This is a genomic window from Haemophilus influenzae (genome assembly GCF_900475755.1).
GTDB lineage: Bacteria > Pseudomonadota > Gammaproteobacteria > Enterobacterales > Pasteurellaceae > Haemophilus > Haemophilus influenzae_D.
The window spans coordinates 1,748,035-1,771,266 of record NZ_LS483411.1; the positions used below are offsets into that span (position 1 = coordinate 1,748,035).

The 23,232-nt window shown below is 43.1% G+C and carries 23 protein-coding genes and 3 pseudogenes; all 26 read left to right on the plus strand.

Going from position 1 to position 23,232, the window contains the following annotated elements; genetic code table 11:
* Positions 1-23: 23 nt before the first annotated feature.
* The 26 genes and pseudogenes from terL to DQN24_RS08670 all read left to right on the plus strand — a co-directional run bounded on the left by terL (position 24) and on the right by DQN24_RS08670 (position 23,222).
* Complete coding sequence (gene terL / locus DQN24_RS08545) at positions 24-1,664, plus strand: phage terminase large subunit (RefSeq protein ID WP_111695717.1); 1,641 nt, start codon at positions 24-26, stop codon at positions 1,662-1,664.
* An 80-nt stretch (positions 1,665-1,744) separates the two neighbouring features.
* Positions 1,745-3,367 (plus strand): DUF935 domain-containing protein, encoded by a 1,623-nt coding sequence (locus DQN24_RS08550; protein ID WP_021034885.1) that lies wholly within the window; start codon positions 1,745-1,747, stop codon positions 3,365-3,367.
* On the plus strand, positions 3,351-4,658 hold the full coding sequence (locus tag DQN24_RS08555; protein ID WP_111695718.1) for a phage minor head protein: 1,308 nt from the start codon (positions 3,351-3,353) through the stop codon (positions 4,656-4,658). The genes DQN24_RS08550 and DQN24_RS08555 overlap by 17 nt, the downstream gene beginning before the upstream one ends.
* Before the next feature lie 122 nt (positions 4,659-4,780).
* Positions 4,781-5,197 carry a phage virion morphogenesis protein gene (locus DQN24_RS08560; protein ID WP_021034883.1) on the plus strand — a complete coding sequence of 139 codons (417 nt, stop codon included), beginning with the start codon at positions 4,781-4,783 and terminating at the stop codon, positions 5,195-5,197.
* Between the two features lie 282 nt (positions 5,198-5,479).
* Complete coding sequence (locus DQN24_RS08565; RefSeq protein ID WP_021034882.1) at positions 5,480-6,517, plus strand: phage protease; 1,038 nt, start codon at positions 5,480-5,482, stop codon at positions 6,515-6,517.
* Positions 6,517-7,440 carry a Mu-like prophage major head subunit gpT family protein gene (locus tag DQN24_RS08570; RefSeq protein WP_021034881.1) on the plus strand — a complete coding sequence of 308 codons (924 nt, stop codon included), beginning with the start codon at positions 6,517-6,519 and terminating at the stop codon, positions 7,438-7,440. Before DQN24_RS08565 ends, DQN24_RS08570 begins: the two co-directional genes overlap by 1 nt.
* A gap of 63 nt (positions 7,441-7,503) precedes the next feature.
* Positions 7,504-7,809 carry a hypothetical protein gene (locus DQN24_RS08575; RefSeq protein ID WP_021034880.1) on the plus strand — a complete coding sequence of 102 codons (306 nt, stop codon included), beginning with the start codon at positions 7,504-7,506 and terminating at the stop codon, positions 7,807-7,809.
* A 9-nt stretch (positions 7,810-7,818) separates the two neighbouring features.
* Positions 7,819-8,250 carry a gp436 family protein gene (locus tag DQN24_RS08580; protein WP_021034879.1) on the plus strand — a complete coding sequence of 144 codons (432 nt, stop codon included), beginning with the start codon at positions 7,819-7,821 and terminating at the stop codon, positions 8,248-8,250.
* Positions 8,234-8,896 (plus strand): DUF1834 family protein, encoded by a 663-nt coding sequence (locus DQN24_RS08585; RefSeq protein ID WP_021034878.1) that lies wholly within the window; start codon positions 8,234-8,236, stop codon positions 8,894-8,896. The genes DQN24_RS08580 and DQN24_RS08585 overlap by 17 nt, the downstream gene beginning before the upstream one ends.
* Positions 8,868-9,050: a DUF2635 domain-containing protein gene (locus DQN24_RS08590; protein ID WP_041175294.1), complete on the plus strand. Its 183-nt coding sequence runs from the start codon at positions 8,868-8,870 to the stop codon at positions 9,048-9,050. The genes DQN24_RS08585 and DQN24_RS08590 overlap by 29 nt, the downstream gene beginning before the upstream one ends.
* Positions 9,043-10,458 (plus strand): phage tail sheath subtilisin-like domain-containing protein, encoded by a 1,416-nt coding sequence (locus tag DQN24_RS08595; RefSeq protein WP_021034876.1) that lies wholly within the window; start codon positions 9,043-9,045, stop codon positions 10,456-10,458. Before DQN24_RS08590 ends, DQN24_RS08595 begins: the two co-directional genes overlap by 8 nt.
* 9 nt (positions 10,459-10,467) lie before the next feature.
* Positions 10,468-10,839 carry a hypothetical protein gene (locus DQN24_RS08600; protein ID WP_021034875.1) on the plus strand — a complete coding sequence of 124 codons (372 nt, stop codon included), beginning with the start codon at positions 10,468-10,470 and terminating at the stop codon, positions 10,837-10,839.
* Positions 10,839-11,180, plus strand: coding sequence for a hypothetical protein (locus DQN24_RS08605; protein WP_021034874.1), 342 nt, complete (start codon positions 10,839-10,841; stop codon positions 11,178-11,180). Before DQN24_RS08600 ends, DQN24_RS08605 begins: the two co-directional genes overlap by 1 nt.
* Before the next feature lie 56 nt (positions 11,181-11,236).
* The gene (locus DQN24_RS08610; RefSeq protein WP_218834128.1) at positions 11,237-11,401 is read left to right on the plus strand and encodes a hypothetical protein; all 165 of its coding nucleotides are present in this window, start codon (positions 11,237-11,239) and stop codon (positions 11,399-11,401) included.
* 46 nt (positions 11,402-11,447) lie between these two features.
* A pseudogene (locus tag DQN24_RS08615) lies at positions 11,448-13,726 on the plus strand (phage tail tape measure protein).
* A gap of 2 nt (positions 13,727-13,728) precedes the next feature.
* Positions 13,729-15,063, plus strand: coding sequence for a DNA circularization protein (locus DQN24_RS08620; RefSeq protein ID WP_021034870.1), 1,335 nt, complete (start codon positions 13,729-13,731; stop codon positions 15,061-15,063).
* The gene (locus tag DQN24_RS08625; RefSeq protein ID WP_021034869.1) at positions 15,053-16,177 is read left to right on the plus strand and encodes a phage baseplate assembly protein; all 1,125 of its coding nucleotides are present in this window, start codon (positions 15,053-15,055) and stop codon (positions 16,175-16,177) included. The genes DQN24_RS08620 and DQN24_RS08625 overlap by 11 nt, the downstream gene beginning before the upstream one ends.
* Positions 16,178-16,186: 9 nt before the next feature.
* Positions 16,187-16,822, plus strand: a complete 636-nt coding sequence (locus tag DQN24_RS08630) for a phage baseplate assembly protein V (RefSeq protein ID WP_021034868.1) — start codon at positions 16,187-16,189, stop codon at positions 16,820-16,822.
* Between the two features lie 69 nt (positions 16,823-16,891).
* Positions 16,892-17,242 carry a phage GP46 family protein gene (locus tag DQN24_RS08635; protein WP_041175293.1) on the plus strand — a complete coding sequence of 117 codons (351 nt, stop codon included), beginning with the start codon at positions 16,892-16,894 and terminating at the stop codon, positions 17,240-17,242.
* 14 nt (positions 17,243-17,256) lie between these two features.
* Positions 17,257-18,321, plus strand: coding sequence for a baseplate J/gp47 family protein (locus tag DQN24_RS08640; protein ID WP_111695719.1), 1,065 nt, complete (start codon positions 17,257-17,259; stop codon positions 18,319-18,321).
* Positions 18,318-18,914, plus strand: coding sequence for a YmfQ family protein (locus tag DQN24_RS08645; protein ID WP_172454002.1), 597 nt, complete (start codon positions 18,318-18,320; stop codon positions 18,912-18,914). Before DQN24_RS08640 ends, DQN24_RS08645 begins: the two co-directional genes overlap by 4 nt.
* A gap of 3 nt (positions 18,915-18,917) precedes the next feature.
* The gene (locus DQN24_RS09190) at positions 18,918-20,897 is read left to right on the plus strand and encodes a pyocin knob domain-containing protein (RefSeq protein ID WP_227894332.1); all 1,980 of its coding nucleotides are present in this window, start codon (positions 18,918-18,920) and stop codon (positions 20,895-20,897) included.
* A 5-nt stretch (positions 20,898-20,902) separates the two neighbouring features.
* The gene (locus tag DQN24_RS08655; RefSeq protein WP_227894330.1) at positions 20,903-21,526 is read left to right on the plus strand and encodes a hypothetical protein; all 624 of its coding nucleotides are present in this window, start codon (positions 20,903-20,905) and stop codon (positions 21,524-21,526) included.
* Positions 21,519-22,016 (plus strand): annotated as a pseudogene (locus DQN24_RS09195) (enoyl-CoA hydratase). Before DQN24_RS08655 ends, DQN24_RS09195 begins: the two are co-directional and overlap by 8 nt.
* 175 nt (positions 22,017-22,191) lie before the next feature.
* A complete protein-coding gene (locus DQN24_RS08665) occupies positions 22,192-22,311 on the plus strand; it encodes a Com family DNA-binding transcriptional regulator (RefSeq protein ID WP_005641687.1) in 120 nt (39 codons plus the stop codon).
* Between the two features lie 61 nt (positions 22,312-22,372).
* Positions 22,373-23,222, plus strand: a pseudogene (locus DQN24_RS08670) (hypothetical protein).
* Positions 23,223-23,232 lie beyond the last annotated feature (10 nt).

The window sequence follows — 23,232 nt, forward strand, 5'->3', positions numbered from 1 at the left end:
CCCTGGGTAAACAGCGGAGATATATGAAAAATAAAGAATTATTAGCAGAATTAAAAGCCTATTCGGACAGCTTGCGACAAAAGGTCGAGGCAAAGTTTGAGGGGTGGGATGATTCTCTTGCTGCCATTAGTGAGCGACGCAAAAAGGTGCTAGATCCTGTTTCGGGCTATGACTTTTTTGTGTCGAATTACTTTCTGCATTATGTGCGTTCTCGCTCTCGTTCGCAGTTGCATAACTATCTTTTTGAGCAATTGCCACAAGTATTACAACAGCCATCATCAGTGCATTTAGCCATTGCTGCGCCACGTGGTGAAGCTAAATCGACCTTGGTCTCCCAGCTCTTTACACTTTACTGTCTTGTGACACAGAAAAAACGCTATGCGTTGATTGTGATGGATAGTATCGACCAAGCCTATCCAATGTTGGAAGCCATTAAAGTAGAGTTGGAATTTAACCAACGTTTGCGCATTGATTTCCCTGAAATAGCAGGACAAGGGCGTGTGTGGCAAGCGGCAACCATTATCACAAAAGCCAATCAAAAAGTGCAAGTAGCAGGCTCTGGCAAGAAATTGCGTGGTTTACGCCACGGTGCTTATCGTCCTGATTTGGTGGTACTGGATGATATTGAAAATGACGAACAAGTGCGTAGCCCTGAACAGCGTGACAAATTGCACGATTGGTTGAAGAAAACTGTCCTTCCGTTGGGCGCGGCTGGGGATAAGTTAGATGTAGTGTATATCGGGACTATTCTCCATTACGACAGTGTTTTAAACCGCACTTTATCGAGTAAAGCGTGGAAGACAGCCAAGTTTAAAGCCTTAATTCGTCAGCCTGATGATATGAGCCTATGGGATAAGTGGGAGGACTTCTACTTAAACGAAGGCGAAGCGGTAGCTGATGCTTTCTATACGCAAAATCAAGCGGCAATGGATAAAGGTGCGGTAGTAAGCTGGGCTGCTCGCCCGATTTTAACCTTGATGAAAATTCGCGCTCGTGATGGGCATGCCACCTTTGATTCTGAATATCAAAATGACCCGTTAAGCAGTGATGATGCGATGTTTGCTAATAGTTTGACTTATTGGACGGAATTGCCAGCGAATTTAATTTATTTCGGTGCACTTGACCCATCCTTAGGAAAAGCAGGGGCAAGCAGAGACCCCTCTGCCATTTTAGTGGGCGGATATCATCGAGAAACAGGCAAGTTATATGTGGTGGAAGCGCAAGTGAAAAAACGTCTGCCTGATTTAATTATTGAAGATGTGATCCGTATGCAGAAGCAATACCACTGTCAGCGTTGGTTTGTTGAAACGGTGCAATTCCAAGAGTTTTTAAAAGATGAATTAGTGAAACGCTCGGCACAACGTGGCATTCCTGTTCCAGCGACGGCGACTAAACCAAATACAGACAAAATGTTGCGTATTGAGAGCCTACAACCCCACATGGCAAATAGTTTAATTTTGTTGCATAGCTCGCAAGCTACACTGATTTCCCAGTTACGCCATTTCCCGAAAGCAGACCATGATGATGGCCCGGATGCGCTGGAAATGTTGTGGCGTAATGCAGTGGGTAGTTCGGCAGCGATTGAGTGGATTGGGTTGGATCAGTTGGATACGTTTGATGTGGAAGATGAAGACGATGATCTTTATTCGTTTTGGCGAGATTAATTGAAATCGGGTTTCGCCGATGGCGACCTACTTTTATGAAAGTGCGGTTGGTTTTTTTAGGGAGTTTTAAGGTGGGTTAAATGGGATTTTTAGATAAGGTTAAAGGGCTTTTAAAAGGTGACAATACTGAGCCGACGCAAACTGATGAAGCGCAAGTAACGGCATCAGGTCGTGTATTAGATGATCACCCCTCTGCAAAAATTACGCCTTCAAAATTAAAGCAGATTTTAGAGGATGCCGAAAACGGTGATATTCAGGCGCAGCATCAACTTTTCATGGATATTGAAGAGCAAGATAGCAGCATTGCCGCCAATATGATGACACGTAAGCGTTCAGTGCTTACGCTAGATTGGCGTATTGTTGAACCACGTAATGCGACACCAGCGGAAGAAAAATTGCAAGCCGAGATTGATGAGTTATTTTATCAATATCCCAATCTTGAAGACTTGTTTATCGATTTAATGGATGCTGTGGGACACGGTTTTTCCGCGTTGGAAATTCAATGGGCTCAGGTGGATGGCAAATGGGTTCCAAAAGGCTTTAAACCTTGTCCGCAGTCTTGGTTTAAATTGGATAAAGACGATAGTTTATTATTACGCACGCCAGCCAATCAAATGGGTGAGCCATTACGTCCTTTTGGGTGGGTGGTGCATCGCCATAAATCTCGTTCGACACAGTTGGCTCGTGATGGCTTATATCGCACTTTAGCGTGGCTTTATATGTATAAGCATTATTCTGTGCGTGATTTTGCCGAGTTTTTAGAGCTTTATGGTATGCCGATTCGCATTGGTAAATATGGTGCCGGTGCCACTAATGCGGAGAAACGCACATTATTGCGTGCGTTGGCTGAAATTGGGCATAACGCAGCAGGCATTATGCCTGAATCGATGCAGATTGAACTGCATAATGTCGCTAATGCGGGTGCTACATCGGGTAATAATCCATTTTTACAAATGGTTGATTGGTGTGAGAAATCTATTGCTCGGTTGATTTTGGGGCAAACTTTAACATCAGGGGCGGATGGTAAAAGCTCCACCAATGCGTTAGGTAATGTGCATAATGAAGTGCGTCGTGATTTGATGATTAGCGATGCGAAACAGATTGCACAAACCATCACTCAACAAATCATTTTGCCGTATTTGCAAATTAATGTTGATCCGAATATTGCGCCACATCGTATCCCTTATTTTGAGTTTGACACAAAAGAATATGAAGATTTATCGGTCTTTGCAGAAGCCATCCCTAAACTTACGGGCATTGGCGTGCAGATTTCTGAAAGTTGGGTGCGGGATAAATTAGGAATTCCTGAACCGCAGGAAGGCGAACTGATTTTAAGCACACCGCAAGGCGAGAAAACGGACGAAAAAACGACCGCACTTTCTGCCGTATTTAATCACGGCAAAGGCTGTACTTGCGGTTGTCGTGCTGCTGTGTTGTCGGCGCAGAATGGTAAAAAGGACGAACAAGATGAATTAGACGGTTTGATTGATGATGCACTGGCAAATGCGGATTTTAATCAACAGCTTGATCCTATGATGAAACAAATTGTAGGCGTGGTCATGGCAAGTGAAAGCTATGATGAAGCACAGGAAAAACTGATCGCACTTTATCCTGATTTAACCAGTGAAAGCCATCAAGCCTATTTGGCAAGTGCGGTATTTTTAGCTGATTTATTAGGAGCAGCCAATGCCGAGCGCACCTAAGTTTGCCATTGGTGTAGAACCCAAACAAGCCATTGAGTTTTTGCGCCAAAAGAAAATGCTTGCCAGCAAGGTGTTAGTAAAAGAAATGCAGGATAGCGCATTGGCACGTGCCACGACGATTGCGCGCTTAACTAGCCTTGATATGACAAAGGATATTTACCAATCTTTAGAAACCGCTATGCGTGAGGGCAAAGGCTTTCACGCTTGGAAAAAAGAACTGGTGAGTGAATTTGAACGCAAAAGCTGGATTTTTGGGAAAGATCCGTCTATTCGTGGTATTGATGGGCATTTACTGGCAGATCCAAAAACAGGGGAATATTTTGGCACGCCGCGTCGGTTAAATACGATTTATCGTGTCAATATGCAGTCAGCTTATTCGGCTGCGCGTTATCAACGCTTGCGTGATAACGTGGATAATCGCCCTTATTGGCAATATTCCGCCGTGGGTGATGCGCGTACTCGCCCTGCCCATTTAGCATTGAGCGGTAAGGTGTATCGTTATGATGATCCGTTTTGGGCGACATTCTATCCGCCTAATGGGTTTAATTGTCGCTGTACGGTGATTGCGTTAGGCGATAGAGATTTGAAACGCCGTGGGATTGATAAGCCTGACGATAGTTCTGAATTTTTGGTGGAAGTAGAACGCCCTGCGGATAAGCAAGGTAATCGTGAAAAGACGGTAGGGTTTAAATTACCTGATGGCACGGTACGTGTGACGGATAAAGGCTTTGATTACAATGTAGGGCGATTAAACTACAAGCCTAATTTGGATCTTTATCCTGAAAAACTGGCGCATGCGTTTGCGAAGGTTGAGATGAAAGGTGGGGAGTTTAAGCACGATTTTGAATTTTTGGCAAAGCATGTGGCGGAGATGAAACAAACGCTCAGCCCAGATGGAAAAAAACTCACTGCTGATCAAATGTTACAGGTGCGTGATAGCCTTACCAAAAATTTTAAATTTGCAGCAGGTGTCTTGAGTGCGGAAAGTAAGGATTTATTGAAAAGCAAAACTGGCACAGTGTGGCTTTCTGATGATACTTTAATTAAGCAATTTAATAGTCGTGATGGGCAAGATTTTGGGATTGATGAGTATGAGGCGTTGCCAGATATCATCAATTCTCCCGAGCATTTACTACAAGTGAAAGATTTTGCAGATCGTTACACCTTTATTCGACAAGGGAAAATGCTTGTAGTGAAAATATTACCAAAAGAAATCTTTGTGCTGTCGTTTAGACGAATAAAAGACAAAGAGCTTAAAAAGCTATTAGAAAAGGATTACGCACCTAGGTAGGGCTCCCCACACCTACACACAGTCCCGAGTCTATTTCACCTCTTCGCTTGCGATCTGGGAGATTCATCGCTTTTCTAAGTGCGTAGCAAAATATACCCCTGTTTATAGGTAAAAGCAACATTATGATCGAAATTGAAATCAATAATGCGCAAGAAGTTGCCGTACTGCTTGAACGATTAGCGCAAGTCACGGCTCATCGTACTCCTTTAATGCGTAAAATTGCTGGTAAGATGGAATCGGCTGTCGCGCAGAACTTTGAAGTGGGTGGTCGCCCAAAATGGTTGGGGCTTAAATATCGCCAAGGCACACCTTTAGTGAATTCGGAACGGTTGATGGAGAGCATCACTTCCGAATATAACAACGATGAAGTCATTGTGGGGACGAATGAGCCTTACGCGGCTATTCATCAATTCGGGGGGAAAGCAGGACGAGGTCGTAAAGTAGAGATTCCAGCACGCCCTTTCTTGATTTTAACACCTCAAGATGAAGCGGATATTTTGGAAGATATACAAGACTACCTCCAACGCTTAATTAAATAAATCAGAAAATCGCTCTAAATCGCACGTAGGGCGATTTTTTTACTTTTAGGGTATAAGATTTCATCTTTAAATTTTTAAAACAATTTAAAACGGTTTTAAAGCGTTTTAAAATGGGTTTAGGTTGTTTTCAATCATTCAATCTTTCACGTCTTTAATCTGAGGCTTGTTCCTCATTGTCTAACATTTCAAATGATTTGGTTGCGCTGAAGCCAGTCATCTCTTGTTATCTCGTTCAATTCGATATTCTGCCATCCTAAATTGAGTTTTTAAGGATGGTTTCAGATGAAATTAACCGTTGCCGCTTGTAGTTTTGAAATTGATAAGGCGAAGTATGGTCGTATCCAACTTTTACCTTATGGCAAATTTCGCGCCACAGACGGCAGACCAACCGATGTGGAGGCATGGTATGTAACAGATACAAATGGCGCGGATGTGGTGGCGTTGGCAAATAATCAACGCAATCCCCTCCCTATTGACTACGAACACCAAATTATTCACTCCCTAAAAAATGGCAAAGAAGCACCGAGTGCGGGCTGGATGGAATATTTCTATTTTACCCCACAAGGGATTTTTGCTGATGTGCGTTGGACTGATAAAGCCGCAGACTATATCAAAAATGGCGAATATCGTTATATCTCGGCTGTGTTTGCTTACGACACAGAGGGCTATGTTCGCAAGATCTTTCATGCTGCATTAACCAATACGCCTGCTTTAGATGGCATGGAGGAAGCAATGGTGGCAGCCAGCGTGAATTTGTTACAAGAGGACAATCCAATGGATAAAAAATTATTAGCAGCATTATGCACACTGTTTGTTTTAAAAGCAGATGCAAGTGAGGCTGACATTACGGAGAAAGTGACCGCACTTTCGGCAGCTAAAGGCGATAGCTCTGTGGACGTGTTAGATGTTTACGCAAAATTAGCTGAAAAAGAACAATCGGTAGCAGCGTTATCCACACAAGTGGGCAATCCTGATCCTGCTAAATTTGTGCCAGTCGAACAGATAGCCGCATTACAGGCTGATTTTAATGCGCTTAAAACATCTGTAGAAGCGGACAAGAAAGCGGCATTGATCACAGCGGCATTATCGCAAGGCAAACTGGCTCCTGCATTAAAAGATTGGGCGCAAAGTTTATCTGTTGAGGCATTAAGTGCTTACTTAGAAAAAGCACCTGCAATGGCCGCATTAAGTGGTGAGCCACAAGCAAAAGGCGATCCAGAGCAGAAAGTGGCAGCGTTAAGTGCTGCAGAGAGTGCCGCAGCAAAAGCGTTAGGCTTAAGCGAAAAAGATTATATGGCAACCTATAAGGAGCAAAAATAATGGATAAATTCAAAAAATCGGAACTTTTAAAAGCCCTTGATGAAGCCTTTAAAAAAGACTTTACAAGCGGTTTAAACGTGATTAATCCTCAATGGTCAGAAATTGCGATGAAGATTGCAAGTTCTACCGAAACCAATACTTACGGTTGGTTAGGGCATTTCCCAAAATTGCAAGAATGGGTGGGTAAACGTCGTTTACGCAAAATGCAAGCGCAAGGTATGCAAGTATCGAATAAGTTGTTTGAAAGCACTGTTGCTATCCCTCGCACCAATATTGAAGACGACCAGGTCGGCTTATTTAGTCCGATGGTAAAACAAATGGGACAAAGTGCGGCGGAATTACCTGATGATTTAGTCTTTGGCTTAATTAAACAAGGTAAAAGCACCCTTTGCTATGACGGGCAGAATTTCTTTGATGATGATCATCCTGTGTTTGCGGAAGTCGATGGCACAGGCAATCAAACCACGCAAAGTAATATTACCAAAGGCAGTGCAGCAGGAAAACCAGCGTTTTATTTGTTGGATACGACGAATGCCGTGAAGCCATTTATTTGGCAAGAACGCTTAACCCCTGAAATTGAGACGAAATTTGATCCGTCTAAATCCGATACGGTATTTATGGAAGATACCTATATTTGGGGCGTGCGTGCGCGTGGTAATGCAGGTTTTGCATTCTGGCAACTTGCTCATCGTGTAGAAGACAGCGAATTAACTGAAGAGGTCTTAATGGGCGTGTTGGCAAAAATGAAATCCTTAAAAGGCGATGGCGGCAAGTTATTGAACATTCGCCCAAATGTGATTTTAGTGCCACCTACACTTGAATATACAGCAAAACGTTTAGTGGAAGCCGATATTATCAACGGTACCAGCAATGTGTTGAAAGGGACGCTTAAAGTGATGGTGTCTTCACAGATTGTGGAGTAATCCGTCTCTTTTCTTGCCTTCCCCCACTTACGAGGGAAGGCAAGAAATGACTAGGAGGAAACTATGGCAAAGAAACAGCAAAACAAGACAGACGATGAAGTGAAAACCGATTCTGCGGAAAACACCACAGAAACCGACCGCACTTTAGACGAGTTGGATGACACGCCCAAAGGTAGTGATGCGATTCATCCTATTGCCTATGCGGTAAGGTTACGTGCAATTCATCCGCAAGCCTCTTATGGTCGCTGCGGCTATCGTTTTAACAAAGAAAGTTCGGTGGAAATTCCAGTTGAAAACTTGACAGGTGAGCAAGTCATTATGCTTGCTGAAGACCCATGGTTAGAACTTATTCCCATCTGCGATAAATAAGGATGAGTGATGCATTACGCCAGTGCAGAAGATTTTGTGTTACGTGTAGGGGAAGTGCAAGCCATTGAGCTGACCGACCTCGATTTGACTGGGCAAGTTAATGACAATTTGCTTGATGTCGCATTGTCTGACAGCTCAAGCCAAATTGATGGTTATTTGGCAGCACGTTATACCCTCCCTCTTGTGAGTGTGCCACAAAACTTAGTGCGACTTTGTTGTGATTTGGCTCGTTATCGTTTAGCGAGTATGTCTCATGTGACGATTACAGAAGAAATTATTACCCGATATAAATTAAGTTTAAAAGAACTTGAGGATATTAGTGTGGGTAAGATTTCGCTTGGGTTGCCGCCTACAGAGAATAATGATGCCAACGAACACGACAATGGCGTGATTTTTACTAATCCGAAAAACAGGATTTTTGCGCGTGATCACTCAAATTGAAAATGCTCTTGTAGAACGCCTACAGCGTGGCTTAGGGCGTTTAGTCAATACCGTTAAAAGCTACGGTGGCGAGCTCGATGATGAAAGTCTTGGGACATCACGTTTGCCGATGTGTTTAGTCACTTTTGGGGGCGCACGTATCGAACGTATGGGCACTAATTTGAAGCGTCATCAATCCACAGCAAACTTTGTCATTATCGTGGCAGTAAATAGCTTGCGTAGCAATATTGCTGCACGACAAGGCGGAGCTGATAAACGAGAGGTGGGCGTTAATCAGTTGATTACAGCAGTACGCCGTTTGTTAGATGCGCAAACCTTGGGGCAATTAGTCAAGCCATTGAAACCGACAAGGGTGCGTACGCTCTTTAATAATGCCACTTTTAAAGGTGGGGCGATAACGGCTTATGCGATTGAGTATGACGCAGTCTATGACGATTTGAGCCCATTAGAAGATGGCCGTTATCCTGAAATGACGCAGGATAGCAAAAATCCTGATTATTTGTTTACGCATTATCATGGCGAGCTATCGCCACCAGATCCGATGTTAGAACGTATTGGTAACAACATTTATGACCCAATAAGCGGTGCCAAAGTGCCGTTTGAGGTGGAGACACAAAATGAAAGTGAAAGCAGCAATAGGCATTAAGGTGCCGATGGAACATCAGCCTTATACCTATATTGAACAAGTACCGGTAGAGGTAGAGCCGTCGATTTATTATCAACGTCGTATTAATGATGGCGATTTGATTGTAATCACAGCAACACGTTCTCGTAAAGAAAAGGAGAAAGACAATGGCTGAAATGAATATTGATTTTGATAATATCCCGACGAGTCTTCGTAAACCGGGTGTTTATACAGAATACAACTCACGCAATGCAGTGAGTACTTTGCCAACAAATGAGCAAAACGTCTTAATTGTGGCACCAATGTTAAATGCAACAAAAGCATTTAGCGCACCGACACCGATTTATTCGGATGTAGATGCAAAAAATACATTTGGTGCTGGGTCTTGGGCTCACTTAATGGCGCGTATTGCTATCCAAAATAATGCCATGATTCGTTTAACGGTGATTGGTTTAAAAGAGAGTGATTCAGGTGTGGCGGCAACTGGCACCATTACGCTAACAGGCACAGCAAGCAATGCAGGTGTGCTTAAAGTTGTCATTGGTGGTCTTGATTATGCGGTGGCAATCGCTAAATCGGAAACCGCCGCCAACATTGCCGCCCGTTTAAATGCTGTGATTAATGCCGGGGAATATTGTCCTGTCAGTGCAACAGTCAATGAAGGTACCGTGACGCTTACCGCAAAATGTAAAGGCGAAATTGGCAATGAGATTAGTGTCAATGCCACATTAAGCGTAAATGATATGGCAGTGAATGTTTCTGCCCTTGCAAATGGTGCCGAAAATGCCGATTTAGCAGCGGCATTAGCATCTGTAGCTGGTCAGCATTATCACGTGATTATCTCCCCTTTTGCGGATGATAAAAATGCGAAAGCTTTGCGCGAACATTTAGAGTCGGTAGCAAGTCCTGTTGAGAAAAAACCAGGTGTTGGCGTATTAGGTTTTAATGGTACGTTGGCAAGCGGTACCACTTATACCGAGAAAATTAATGCTAACCGTATTACAGTGGGTTGGTATAAAGGGGCGGTGGAATCTAATGCCTTAATCGCTGCGGGATATGGGGCGGTTATTGCAGGCGAAGAAGACCCAGCTAAACCGTTAAATACACTTGAGATTAAAGGTTTAACCCCTGTTGATGCCACTCAAACACCGTTAAAAACCGAAGTCAATCAGGCGTTATTCCACGGTTTAACCCCTATTACAGTGGTAAATAATCGTGTGCAAATTATGCGTGCAATTACGACTTATACCAAGTCACCTGCGAATGTAGATGATCCTGCGTGGTTAGATTTAACCACAATTCGCACACTTGATTATACGCGTAAAGCCATTGAACAGCGTATTGAGTTACGTTTCCCTCGTGCGAAATTATCTAATCGCACCCCACCAAAAGTGCGGTCGGAAATCCTTGATGTGCTCTATCGTTTAGAGCAACAAGAGATTTTAGAAAATGTGGATGCGAACAAGGGTAAATTGCTTGTTGTTCGCAATGGCAAAGATCCAAATCGTTTAGATACGGCAATCCCAGCCGATGTGGTAAATGGCTTGCACGTTGTCGCTAACCGAATTGATTTAATTTTATAGGGGGCGTAAATGGAAAAATATGCTGGAATGGCGGTGTTAGAAGTAAATGGCGTTGAATTTGAAATTACCGATTTAAATGTCACAAAACAAACTGGGCGTAAATTAGTCAAAACTATGAACTCTGAAGGTCGTGCACGTGGCTTTGCTAAAGGCATTACGACCTGGGAGCTGTCAGTGACTGCTGCTCTGCCGATTGATGGTTCAGAGATTGATTGGGCTGGTATCAGTGATGCGAAAATCACGGTATATCCGCTTAATCAAGAAGATAAGCGTACGTCTTACCTTGGTTGCTTTACTACCCAAGTAGGCGAGAAATACACGGTGGATAACGAAGCCGTTATTGATATCCAGATGAATGCGCTTAAAGAGGTAAAAGAATAATGCGTTTACTTCTTGGTATCTCTTATGAAGACAAGCGTTATTTTGACTTTGACGTGCGATTACTAACCTTGGGTGGCGAATGTGCTGCCCTTGAGAAAGTCGCCGAGCTTGGTTTAGATGAGAAAGAAAACCTCACGAAAGCGGAGCAAATGCTCGTGGACTTGGCTTATTTATCTGAACAGCTTGATATTATCGGTATTGCGCAAGATAAGCTCACGCCACAGTTTTTACTGGATAACCTTGCCACGGATGATTATGTGCTGATTACGCAAGCTATCGCTGAACTACGAAAAAAGCACATCGACGCTGGGGAAAACCCGAGCAAAGCCGAAACCGAATAAAACAACATTACGGTGTGTTTGATGCCGAGAAGAATTACCGAAGTGCGGTTATTTTATTGGCTAAATTTGGGTTTACTGCTGAAGAAGTACGAGCAATGTGTCACGCTGAAGTTGCTGCGTGGGTGGCAAGTTGGCAATATTCGCAAGGTATTAAAACTCAGTCAGAAAAAGGCAACACGGTGCATTACAACCTTATGCGTCGTAAAACTAAGGGGGCGTAAGCCCCTTTTTTTGTGGATTTAAAATGAGTTTAAAGAGGGTTTAAAAATGGCTGAGTTGAATTTAGCGTTGAAGCTGAAAGCGCAAGACCAAGCAAGTCGTGTGTTTCGACGAGCGCAATCGCAGATTACGCAAAGCACACGTGCTATGGCTCAAGCGCGTGAAAGGTTAGGTGTGCGAAGTGAACATAAAATCCAACAAGAAATTAATCATACCATTGCCGCTTATAACCGATTAAAACGTAGTGGCACAGCCACTAGTCGCGAATTAGCGCGTGAGGCTGAAGCGACGCGCTCAAAAATTGCTGGGCTTAATGCGGAAATGGGGAAAACCACGTGGGGGCAACGATTAGGCAATGTTGGAACTGCCATTGCTAGTGTGGGCGCAGGCATGGCGGCTGGAGCTATGGTGATGGCACAACCTATGAAAAAGGAAATGGACTATGACCGACGCTTAGCGATGGTATCCAATACTGCCTTCTCCGACCGAGACGTAGCTGGGCGAATTGCAGGAAAGAAAGAATTACATGATGCGGTGAAAAGTGCGGTAGAAACTGGAGGGGGACGAAAGAAGAAGCCTTGGGCGCATTAGATAAGTTATTAGCCTCCGGTACTGTGAAAGCTGAAACCGCAATGAAGTTATTGCCTACTTTACAAAAAGGTGCGGTGGCAACAGGTGCAAGTACAGAAGATTTATCGGCGATTGCAATTTCCGCTATGCAGCAATTTGGCATCAGCGAAGATCAAATTGGTGCGGTATTAGATAAGGCTGTGGCTGCTGGGCAAGCGGGTAACTTTGAACTTGCCGATATGGCACGTTGGCTTCCACAACAAATGGCGGCAGCTAAATCGGCTGGGCTTTCGGGCATGGATGGCTTTGAAGCATTATTAGTCGCAAACCAACAAGCGCGTGTTACCGCAGGGACAAGTGATGAAGCAGGTAATAACCTGGTTAATTTACTCGCCAAACTTACGTCTAAAGAGACTGCAGATCGTTTTTCTAAATTAGAAATTAAAGGCAAAGATGGGAAAACCCACGGCATTGATTTTATTAAATCCATGGAGAATGAGAAGAAACAAGGTAAGAATTCTATTGAGGCCTTTGGTTCTATTATGGATATGGTCGTAGGAGAAGACAAACGTTATCAAGCCTTAAAAGCGAAATTGAAAACAGCCAAAAAAGAAGAACAGCAAGCCTTAATAGAACAAATGACAAACTTAGTAGAAGGTACGGCCATTGGGCAGATTATTTCTGACCGTCAAGCCTTAATGGCACTTCTTGGGATTCGCAACAATGTTGAACTAGGCAAGCAAGTAAAAGAAGAAGTCACGAATTCTGAAGGCGCTACAGATAAGTCCCATAAAGTTGTGATGTCAACTAACAGTGCAAAAGTAGAACAAGCTAAAAATGCAGTTGAATTTGCACAAATGGAAGGCATGAAAAGTTTTAATGATGCTCTTGGTGATGCGGCTACAAAACTGGCTGAATATGCGAAAGCCTATCCTGATTTAACCTCTACACTGACTACAGCTGGCACCGTTATTACAGCATTAAGTACGGCTGCGATTGCGGCTAGTGGTGCATTAGCATTATTGGGCGTTAAACGAGGCGGAATTGGGCTTAGTGATGTAGCAGATGTCGCTGGCAATCTAGGGAAAGGGAAAAACGGTTTAAAAATTAAAGGGGGCGGTAAGTTAGGCAGTATTCTTAGTGCAGGGGCACTTTTTACCAGTGGTTTAATGATTGCTGGAGAACAACGTACAACGGAAGAAGCGAAGGCTGAAGAAAAAGCTGAGGCGAAAACTGCTCAAGAAAAACAGCTTGAAAACCAATTTTATCCCAATGCTTACGGTGGCAATAAACCGACCACAACCCATTACGCACCGCAAGGTTTCGGTTATAACAAAAATTCTGTATGGGGGACGGCTTCTCGCTCGGGCGAAGTGGCTGAAATTGCACGTAAAGATGAAGTTGCCGCTTTACGCCTTGAGCTAGGCACTCTCACTCAAGCCCAATATGATGAGCGCACGCGCCAAAGTGCGGTAAAAATTGCGGAAATTCGCAATCAGGGGAAAGGCTATTCAGGTTTATCTGTAGCGGCTAATGACACCGACTCCGCTTTAAGTCGCACACTGGGTGATTTATCTAGCTTGGCTAACTATCAAGCGGATTTTTAGCATTTTGGGCAAACCATTAGTGATGGATTAAAAACCGCCATTGAAAGCCAAAATTTTACAATTCAAAATCAAATTAAGATTGATATGGATGGGCGACCTGTTTATGAAGGGGTTGCTGAAAATATCTATCAATCAATGAAACGGGGGTAACTATGGGTTGGACAATGCCTGTGCAACGTGCAAGTTTTCGCGGCGTGCGTTTCGATGTGCTTTCGGTGGATGATGATGTCTATCGCTCGACCATTGAGCATGCTTATCCTTTCGTCAATGGCGCAGACGTGGAAGATTTGGGATTAAATCCATTAACCGTGCGTATGCAAGCCGTATTTTATGGGACAGGCTATTATACGGACTTTAAGAAGTTTTTAAGCGTGTTACAAAAATCAGGGGCAGCAACATTAGTGCATCCGATTCGTGGGCGTTTGCAAAATATGATTTGCACTGGGGCGAGTTTTCACCACGAAGCAGAAATGATTGATTATGTGGCGTTAGATTTGACTTTTATTGAATCTACGCCAGCTAAACCGATTTTTGTCTTTAATTATTCCCTATTGGCAAAAATAGATGCCTTACTGACTGAATTAGAAAATTTTGTTGATGATGTGATGGCATTGTATGGCGAATTTATGGAGATTGTTGCCTTTGCCGCTAATACAAAATCACGTTTGTTGGGTGTTTATGGCGCATTATTTGGCTGTTTTGAGCAAGTGCGCGGGTTATTTGATTTTGACAAAACCAAGTATGGTGTGTCGCCTGTCGTGACACAAGATAACTTTAAAGCAAAATCTAGCCGTGCTGTGCGTGATTTGGTAACCATGATTGATTCTGGATTGCGCCAAATTGCTTCGTGCAAGGACTTAACCCTGCGTGCAAAATTTGATGAGGTACTCCGCACAATACGTCAAATCAAGCATATTCCTGCTGATTTAGTGAGTGGTAAGAATATTAAATCTGCCAAAGAACAAGCGGCGTTGAAATCATTAACGACCTCTTTTAGTAAGGACGATACTGAATCTGTGCATTTAATGATGCAGTTAGCCTCTAGTGTTGCTTTGTTGCGTATTGCCACTGAATTGGTAGAGGACGATGATTTATTGCCACAGGATATTGAGTACATCACGACTCAAGTGCGGTCACAAATTATGGATAATTTACAATTGTTACGCAAACAAGCAGACGATGAACATCGTGGGGAAAATATCACGGTATTAAGCACACCTAATACGAGTTTTTATACGGCTGCGCACAATACGGCAGAGCAATTACGCAATAAAGCGCATAAGTTTACTCAACTTGCCCTTGCGGCAATTAATCGTAAACCGCCTTTAATGGTGCGTGAGGTGCCATTTAGCGGTACTGTGCAACAAATTGCACATGCATTTTATCAGGATTACAAACGTGCAGATGAATTATTAAGATTGAATCCGCAGATCCGTTATCCGAATTTTGTTGAGCGTGGGGAGTGGTTAAACAGCTATGTCAAATAATTACCCTTATGAAAATGATGTTACGCTGGAAGTGGACGGTAAAGCCCACAATAGCTGGAAAAGTTATGATATTGATAGTGACTTTTTAATCCCTGCCGACGCCTTTAAATTTGATTTGGGCGTGCCTTCAAACAGTACGGTTTTACCTGATTTTTCGGGGGCTGAAGTGAAAGTGCGCATTAATGGCGAATTGGTGATGACAGGCATCGTGGATACGACACAGCACACTATTAGTAAAACTAACCGCACTTATAGCCTCAATGGGCGTGACCGTGCGAGTATCCTTGTGGATTGCTCTGCCCCCATTACCAATGTAAAAGGCTTGACTGTGTTAGATGCGGTAAAAAAAATTGTTGAACCACTTGGTATTAAAAAAGTGGCATTGCGTGCGGAAAATAATCCAACATTAGATAAAGTCGATATTGACGTAGGCGAAACAGCTTGGAATGCGGCAATGCGTTGTGCGAACTCGGCAGGCTTGCACTTGTGGTTTGAGCCAAATGGAGAGCTGATTGTGGGCGGTGCGGATTACAGCACACCACCTGTGGCGACCTTGTGTTGTATGAAAGACGGCAAACGAAACAACTTTGAGCAGTCGGATTTAACGTTTGATGTGTCGAATCGGTTTAGCGAAGTCACTTTTCTTGCACAAAGCCACGGCAAGCAAGGGCAAGACAATAAAAACGATCTGAAATGGGTTTATCACGATCCTGAAATGACTATCTACAAGCCGAAAACCGTGGTGGTATCTGATGTAGATAACTTGGAAGCCTTGCAAAAATGGGCGAAAAAATACATTGCGGACAGTATGCTAGAAGGTTTTACCCTTACTATCGTTGTTCCCGATCACAAAATGCAAGACGGCACATTATGGCAACCAGGGCAACGTGTGCATGTAATTTGCGAGGAATATGAGATTGATGCCATTTTCTTTTTAATGGGGCGACGTTTTATGCTGAGCCGAAACGCTGGCACACAAACGGAACTACGCTTTAAACAAGACGGCATTTGGACACCAGACGCTTACAACGCAAAAGCAGAAAAAGCACGTAAGCGTAAGGGCAAGAAATTAATGGCTACTAACGGACATGGCAGCTGGGTGGCTGCGAATTAAGGGGACAAAATGAGACGATTAAGCCAAGTCATTCAACAAAAGGCGCAAGGTGCGGCAGAGGAAATCCGTCAAGCCTTTCGCGGTGTGCTGCACTTAGTGAAAAGTGCGGACAATATTCAGAAAGTTCAGGCTTCGGGGCTTGCCGATGAAACCTTGCAAGATGTAGAGTTGATGCAGCAGTTTGGCTTTACTTCTGTGCCTCCAGCAAACACGCAAGCGGTGATTTTACCCATTGGCGGACAAACTACCCACGGTATTGTGATTGCAACCGAGAACGGTTCTTTCCGCGTAAAAAATCTGCAAGGTGGCGAAGTGACCATTTATGATGAAAGTGGCTCTAGCATTGTATTAAAAAAGGGGCGGTTAATTGAGATTGATTGTGATGTATTAAAGATTAACGCTGCAACAAAAGTGGATATATCAAGTCCACTGGTTGAAACCGATCAGGTCTTTACTGCCCAAGGGCAAATCAATGGTAATGGTGGTATGGCTGTGCAAGGTGGCAGTGGTGCGAGCTTTACTGGTAATGTACAGCAAAGTGGCGGTAGCTTTACGACCGACGGCGACGTGGAGGCTGGTACAATTTCGTTAAGGAACCACAAACATACTGGCGATAGCGGAGGCAAAACCAGTAAACCTGAATAATCTAACCTTAAAGGAGATGCTGAAACCCTGCATCTCCTTTCTTTTTACCTCTTATCTTATCCTGTCAATATGGACAGAGAGATCAGCCCGTTTACCGGGGACTATACAAGTAAACAAATCAGTACGCTTGCCAATGCAGCGTATATCAGATTGACCACACCATTAGGCTCTTGGTGGGCAGATGGGCGTGTAGGCTCTCTGCTCCATCTTATTCCGCGCGAAAAAGATTTGTCGCACATAGGTTTAATTGCACAACAATATGCCGAAGAAGCCTTGCAACCCTTGATTGATGATGGACGTGCGGACGAAATTATTGTCAATCATACCCAACCACATAACGGTGTATTGATTTTAGATATATCCATCCGAGATAACCGGGGCGAAACCTATCATTTTAAACACCCGGTAAAAGTCATTTAAAAAGGGTTTAAACCATGTTTATTGTGCCGAGTTTAGAAGATATTCGCCAAGCGATTTTGCGCGATGTGCAGTCATTAGAGCCGAGTGCTGATGTGAGCATAGATAGTGACTATTATGCACGTGCCAGTAGCCTTGCTGCTGTAGCGGAAGGTATTTATGCTCATCAAAAATGGATTATTAAACAATTCTTTCCCGATACTGCCGACACAGATTTTCTTGAAAAACATGCTGGCTTGCGTGGTATTCGCCGTCGTAATGCGACTTATGCTAGTGGGCGTGGCGCAACAGTGACAGGTACCCCTGATGCGGTGATTAAAGTTGGATTACAAATTAAAACAGACGATAACCGATTTTACGAAACCACCGAAAGTGCGGTGATTTCTGCAAGCGGTTCTGCCGTTGTTACCGTGCGAAGTCTTGCGACAGGTGCCAGCCAAAATATTAAAACTGCGACAAAAGCAAACTTTATGGCAGCACCTTTAGGCGTGCAATCCGATGTGGTGCTAAATGATGTAATTGGTGCAACGGACGCGGAAAGCGATGCGTCTTTGCTCGAACGTTTGCTTGAGATTATTCGCCGACCACCTGCTGGGGGCAATCGTTATGACTATCGTACATGGGCATTATCGGTGGATGGCGTGGATGCTGCTTATGTTTACCCATTGCGTCGTGGGCTTGGTACGGTAGATATTGCGATCACATCAAATAACGATGTGCCAAGCGATGAAACAATACGTCGCTGCCAAGAATATATTGACGATGTGCGCCCTGTGACCGCGCGAGAAAGCAAAGTGGTGAAACCTGATGTAACAAAAGTCAATTTTAATATTCAGGTAAAAATCAGTGGCGTGACCTTACCCGAAATTAAGGCAGCGATTTCCACCGCACTTGCGAATTATTTTAATACGTTAATCCCAGGCGATGATTTGATTGTGTCGCAATGTGAAGCGGTGGTAAATAACTTGGTCGGTGTGGTTGACCGTAAGTTTACGGCACCTATCACTAATCTAAAAGCAGATGTGCGTACAAAAATTGAGTGGTTTCGGTTAGGTCAAATCACCGTTACGGAGATGGCATAATGCAAACTGACCACAAAAAGGTGTTAGCAAAACTTTATCCGCCTGTTTCATACGACGTAAATGGAGAGCGTTTTTTAGCACAGTGTGAGGTGGATGGTAATGCCTTTGACCGATTACAAAAAAGTGCGGTGGATTTATTGCAAATTATTGAACCTGCCACCTCCAATACGATGTTGTCCGATTGGGAACATTTATGCGGCATAAAAACAGATTATACCAATAACTATCAAGCACGAGTAAAACGTGTTATTGCCAAGTTAAATGCAATTGGGGGCTTATCCATTCCCTATTTTAAACGGATTGCGGAAAGTATTGGATATCGTATCGAAATTAAAGAGTTTTCTCCCCTTGCGAATGATTTACCAACAACGGGGGATTTAGCACAATTTCGTAATGAAGCGCGCGATAACTTGATTTTTATGTGGCGAGTATCGGTGCTTAATGGGGATGACAATATTGTGTATTTTCGCGCAGGTAGTTCCTTTGCAGGTAATCATTTAGTGGAATTTGGCGACCCAATTATTGAGGAATTCTTCCGAGATTTAAAACCTGCACATACTTACTGTTATTTTGCTTATCAAACAGGATCTTAATATATGAAAAGTTTAATGCCTCAAATTGATTCAAATGATGGCCTTTTTCACAATGGTAATCCAGCAACAGGTGAACAAGGCACACGAGTAACCGATACGTGGCTTAATAATTTGCAAGACCGAGTACGCGATGTACAAGCGGAAGTGCATTATGTGTTGCAAAAAGCGGGGTTCAAGCCCGTAGAAAATAAGCAAACTCAGCTTTATGAGGCGATTGTTAAGATTATTGATGACAACCGAAAGACGGCAAGTTTAACTCAAAAAGGCGAAACCAAACTTTACACAGGCTACGATAGCCAAAGTGAAGATTTAGCATTGACGCCTAAAACCGGTTATCAGTTAAAACAGCTTATTGACTCCAACACACGCTCGCTTGGCAATGTTATCCCCAACAGCAAAAAATCCAGTGTAGTCAACAGTAACAGCAACGATACCGTGGCAACCTCTGCAGCAGTCAAGACAGCTTACGATAAAGCAGTCTCTGCCGAAGAAAACAACCTCTATCAGAAAATCTATGTTGGTAAAGATAATTTGCAATTAGATCTAACAGATCGCCAGCAACTCATTAATCTTTTTGGCTATAGCTACCGCATTAACGGGCATTTATCATTCACCGCACATAACAATGCGCAAAGTAATATCACCGGCTTACCGTTAACCACAAAAAGCCCGATTGCTGTCACATTTTATATTATTGGTGGTTATTCGTCTGTTTATTGTCATTATCCACTTTTAGGTCGCTCATTTTTTAGTCGCATCAATTTTAATAACACGGCACTTACATATAAATGGATTGAGTTGCTTACCAACACTGGGGAACAAACCATCAATAATCAACTGGTTTTAGCAACAAGAGGTTGGAGTAAAATCAAGTTTCCAATTGATAGCGGGGGGGTATGGCGTGTTGAAATGAATCCAAACAGCGAAACTGACCCACGTTTTAATTTTGTGTACAAAATGAAAGATAACACGTCACGTTATTGCTCTTTCCCAGTATTAAGAAAAAATGAAGTCGTTGCGTATCAAGACTGGGTTAATGCACAAATAGCCGAAAATTTCACGCGTGGTAAACTGACCACACAAAATCTTAATGACATTAAAGCCTACGGTATTTACGCGCAAGAGGCGAATAGAGATGCTACACCTGAGCGAAATTATCCGACCAATTTTGCCGGGACGTTGATTGTCTATCCATCGGCTTATAACGTCATGCAGAAATACATCAATTTCCGCTCGGGCGAAACCTATCAACGGAATGTCAATATTGACTTGCGCACATGGAGCGAGTGGCGACGGATTGATGGGCTTAATAGCGTATCTCGTTCAGGTGATAAGATGACTGGCTCATTAATGATTGAGGGCAGTGCACCAGGGGGATTTGCCAATGGACTTATGCTTAAAAATAAAGCTGGGGGTCAAAATACAGGCGTATTTGTTGATTTTTATCAAACCGATAACATCCCTCGCGCATCAATGTTAATGAGGGATGCTGGTAATAATTCAACCCAAATTGAATTTCTGAACACTCCGGAAGGAGCGGATTGGTATAGAGATAGCCGACAAGGAGTGCTTACAATTTCATCGACTGGGGGGTTGTGGAGTAAATCTTACGGCTGGCTGCATGATCACTTTTCCAAACAAGATGATATTCGCAATGTTTGGAACGAATTAAACAACACCTACCGAAAAAATAGATACCGACACCAGTATTATCCGCACCATTACAACAGTGCAGAAGTGTTTGATATACCAATGGCAGATAATGGTGTAATGCGAGTAATTATTATGAATGTAACTATTAATGGCTACGCTAAAGTCAATCTACCTGAAGCATTTAATGGGAGCTGTGTGGTGCAAGCAACCGATGTTGGTGGCGGTCAAAAGCGTGTTGGTGCAAATATCCAAAATGGGAATGTTGTTGAAATCCACAATAGTGGACAAACAGACTTTCAAATTTTAGCTATAGGCTGGTATGGATGGTAAAAAATATGATGTTATTTAATATAGAAACAAGCATGTTCGCACCTGATTATCTAGTAACAGATAATCAAAATTGGATTGAAGTGAGCGATGAAGAAATTGATGGTATTTCTGCCAGTATAACCGGCGGTGGTGCGGTTTGGGCTGAAAATGGCAAAATCAAATGCTCGGGCAAGGCACCGAGTCGATTTCATGCTTTCAACATGGCGACTAAATCCTTTGAGCTATCGGAGGAAAAACAAACCGCACTTTTAGCCGAAACCCAAACTCGCCTTATCGCCAACATCGATGAGCACGCAGCAAAAATCTACAGTACATGGACACGCTTTGAGAGTGAGTATCGTGAGCGTCAAGCCGCAGCAGAAGCCTTTAAAGCGGCAAATTATGAAGGTGATTGCAGTCGATATATCTCAGATTTTGCGCAACGTGCCAGACTGGATAATAAGACCGCTGCAAACCTGATTTTGACACAGGCAGCAGGCTTGGAAAAGTTGCAAGTTGAGTTGGCTAACCAACGTATGCGCAAGTATGAAGTCAAAGCCCCTAATCTTACGCTTGAGCAACTGCAATCAATCCATGATGACATTATCAAACAAATGGATAACTTGATGGAGGCATATCAAAATGGCTAAGGTGTATTTGGCGATGTACAAACACAAACGCGACTGGCGCAAAGAGCCATTCAAAGAGCCATTCAAAGAGCCGACCGCATTACTCGATTTTTTACCAAAGGCAACTATTCTCACTGCGAGATTGCCATTGAGCGCATTGAGTTTGGCAATGGGCATCATTATGAGCATGCGACAGTGTATGACTGCTACTCATCATCGGTACAAGACGGTGGCGTGCGTTGCAAACAGATTGATGTGTCCGATAACACCAAATGGGATTTAATCCCACATCAACGATGTCACCGAGGCGCAAATCAAAGCCTGTTTTAACCGCACTTCTGGCAAAAAATATGACTGGTGGGGAGCATTAGGCATCGTGCTTGGGACCAAACAAAAACGCTCAAAGTATTTTTGTAGTGAGTGGTGCTTCAATGCGATTTTGGGCAGTGAAGAAGGCTGGCGGTTTAGTCCAAATCAACTGGCCGTAATGTTCAATAAAAGAAGAATTTAAAAGGGGGGGTTACCCTGCACAAAGTTTAATTCAGTAAAGAAAAGACGGCGATAACAACGGCACTAGGAATGCTCGTTGTTACCAGCTACGCAGAACGAACCTGCATATAGCCATATGCCGCCTACCTTGCGCAAGGCGGGCGGATTGTAACAAATCTTTTAACTAGGAGAAATATATGCAGTCAATTAAAGCAATCCGTTGCACATTTTGTAACAAATTATTGGCGAAAGTGGGGATAGTTGGTTATTTAGAAATCAAATGCCCTCGTTGCAAAACCGTTAATACTACACGTTAATTTGATTTGAGTGTCAGAATGCCTTGAGCATCGGAACGCCATAGAATAGAAAGGAAAAACTATGGCAAATCAAAACACCTTTAAACAAGCTCCATTACCGTTTATCGGACAAAAACGAATGTTTCTTAAACATTTTGAAACAGTTTTAAATAAGAATATTAAAGGTGATGGCGAAGGCTGGACGATTATTGATACATTCGGCGGCTCGGGCTTATTAAGCCACGCAGCCAAAGTAATTAAAACCAAAACACACGTAATTTACAATGATTTTGATGGATATGCGGAGCGATTGGCGCACATTGATGACATTAACAAGTTGCGTGCCGAGCTTTACTCTGTAGTTGGTAACGCTACGCAAAAAAATAAACGTATGACGAAGGATTGCAAAGCAGAATGCATCAGAATCATTCAAAACTTCAAAGGGTATAAAGATTTAAATTGCTTAGCGAGTTGGTTATTGTTCAGTGGGCAACAAGTAGCAACGCTTGATGACTTATTCCAACATGATTTCTGGCATTGTATTCGTCAGTCTGATTATCCAAAGGCAGACGGTTATTTGGACGGCGTAGAGATTGTACGTGAATCATTCCACACGTTACTACCGAAATTTGCTGATAATCCCAAAGCATTATTTGTGTTAGATCCTCCGTATCTATGCACACGCCAAGAGAGCTACAAGCAAGCAAGTAACTTACTTTGATTTAATCGACTTTCTACGTTTGATTAACATCACACGACCGCCTTATGTATTCTTTAGTTCTACTAAGAGCGAGTTTGTGCGGTTTATTGAATATATGGTCGAGGACAAAGTGGATAATTGGCAGACTTTTGACAACGCACAGCGCATTGTAGTCAATGCTTCGGCTAGTTATACAGGCAAGTATGAAGATAACATAGTTTATAAATTTTGAGTATGCTTTA

What these genes read in the sequence shown, in the direction of transcription:
- terL (WP_111695717.1), top strand. Translation starts at nt 24, where the DNA reads ATGAAAAATAAAGAATTATTAGCAGAATTAAAAGCCTATTCGGACAGC.
- DQN24_RS08550 (WP_021034885.1), top strand. Translation starts at nt 1,745, where the DNA reads ATGGGATTTTTAGATAAGGTTAAAGGGCTTTTAAAAGGTGACAATACT.
- DQN24_RS08555 (WP_111695718.1), top strand. Translation starts at nt 3,351, where the DNA reads ATGCCGAGCGCACCTAAGTTTGCCATTGGTGTAGAACCCAAACAAGCC.
- DQN24_RS08560 (WP_021034883.1), top strand. Translation starts at nt 4,781, where the DNA reads ATGATCGAAATTGAAATCAATAATGCGCAAGAAGTTGCCGTACTGCTT.
- DQN24_RS08565 (WP_021034882.1), top strand. Translation starts at nt 5,480, where the DNA reads ATGAAATTAACCGTTGCCGCTTGTAGTTTTGAAATTGATAAGGCGAAG.
- DQN24_RS08570 (WP_021034881.1), top strand. Translation starts at nt 6,517, where the DNA reads ATGGATAAATTCAAAAAATCGGAACTTTTAAAAGCCCTTGATGAAGCC.
- DQN24_RS08575 (WP_021034880.1), top strand. Translation starts at nt 7,504, where the DNA reads ATGGCAAAGAAACAGCAAAACAAGACAGACGATGAAGTGAAAACCGAT.
- DQN24_RS08580 (WP_021034879.1), top strand. Translation starts at nt 7,819, where the DNA reads ATGCATTACGCCAGTGCAGAAGATTTTGTGTTACGTGTAGGGGAAGTG.
- DQN24_RS08590 (WP_041175294.1), top strand. Translation starts at nt 8,868, where the DNA reads ATGAAAGTGAAAGCAGCAATAGGCATTAAGGTGCCGATGGAACATCAG.
- DQN24_RS08595 (WP_021034876.1), top strand. Translation starts at nt 9,043, where the DNA reads ATGGCTGAAATGAATATTGATTTTGATAATATCCCGACGAGTCTTCGT.
- DQN24_RS08600 (WP_021034875.1), top strand. Translation starts at nt 10,468, where the DNA reads ATGGAAAAATATGCTGGAATGGCGGTGTTAGAAGTAAATGGCGTTGAA.
- DQN24_RS08605 (WP_021034874.1), top strand. Translation starts at nt 10,839, where the DNA reads ATGCGTTTACTTCTTGGTATCTCTTATGAAGACAAGCGTTATTTTGAC.
- DQN24_RS08620 (WP_021034870.1), top strand. Translation starts at nt 13,729, where the DNA reads ATGGGTTGGACAATGCCTGTGCAACGTGCAAGTTTTCGCGGCGTGCGT.
- DQN24_RS08625 (WP_021034869.1), top strand. Translation starts at nt 15,053, where the DNA reads ATGTCAAATAATTACCCTTATGAAAATGATGTTACGCTGGAAGTGGAC.
- DQN24_RS08630 (WP_021034868.1), top strand. Translation starts at nt 16,187, where the DNA reads ATGAGACGATTAAGCCAAGTCATTCAACAAAAGGCGCAAGGTGCGGCA.
- DQN24_RS08635 (WP_041175293.1), top strand. Translation starts at nt 16,892, where the DNA reads ATGGACAGAGAGATCAGCCCGTTTACCGGGGACTATACAAGTAAACAA.
- DQN24_RS08640 (WP_111695719.1), top strand. Translation starts at nt 17,257, where the DNA reads ATGTTTATTGTGCCGAGTTTAGAAGATATTCGCCAAGCGATTTTGCGC.
- DQN24_RS09190 (WP_227894332.1), top strand. Translation starts at nt 18,918, where the DNA reads ATGAAAAGTTTAATGCCTCAAATTGATTCAAATGATGGCCTTTTTCAC.
- DQN24_RS08655 (WP_227894330.1), top strand. Translation starts at nt 20,903, where the DNA reads ATGATGTTATTTAATATAGAAACAAGCATGTTCGCACCTGATTATCTA.
- DQN24_RS08665 (WP_005641687.1), top strand. Translation starts at nt 22,192, where the DNA reads ATGCAGTCAATTAAAGCAATCCGTTGCACATTTTGTAACAAATTATTG.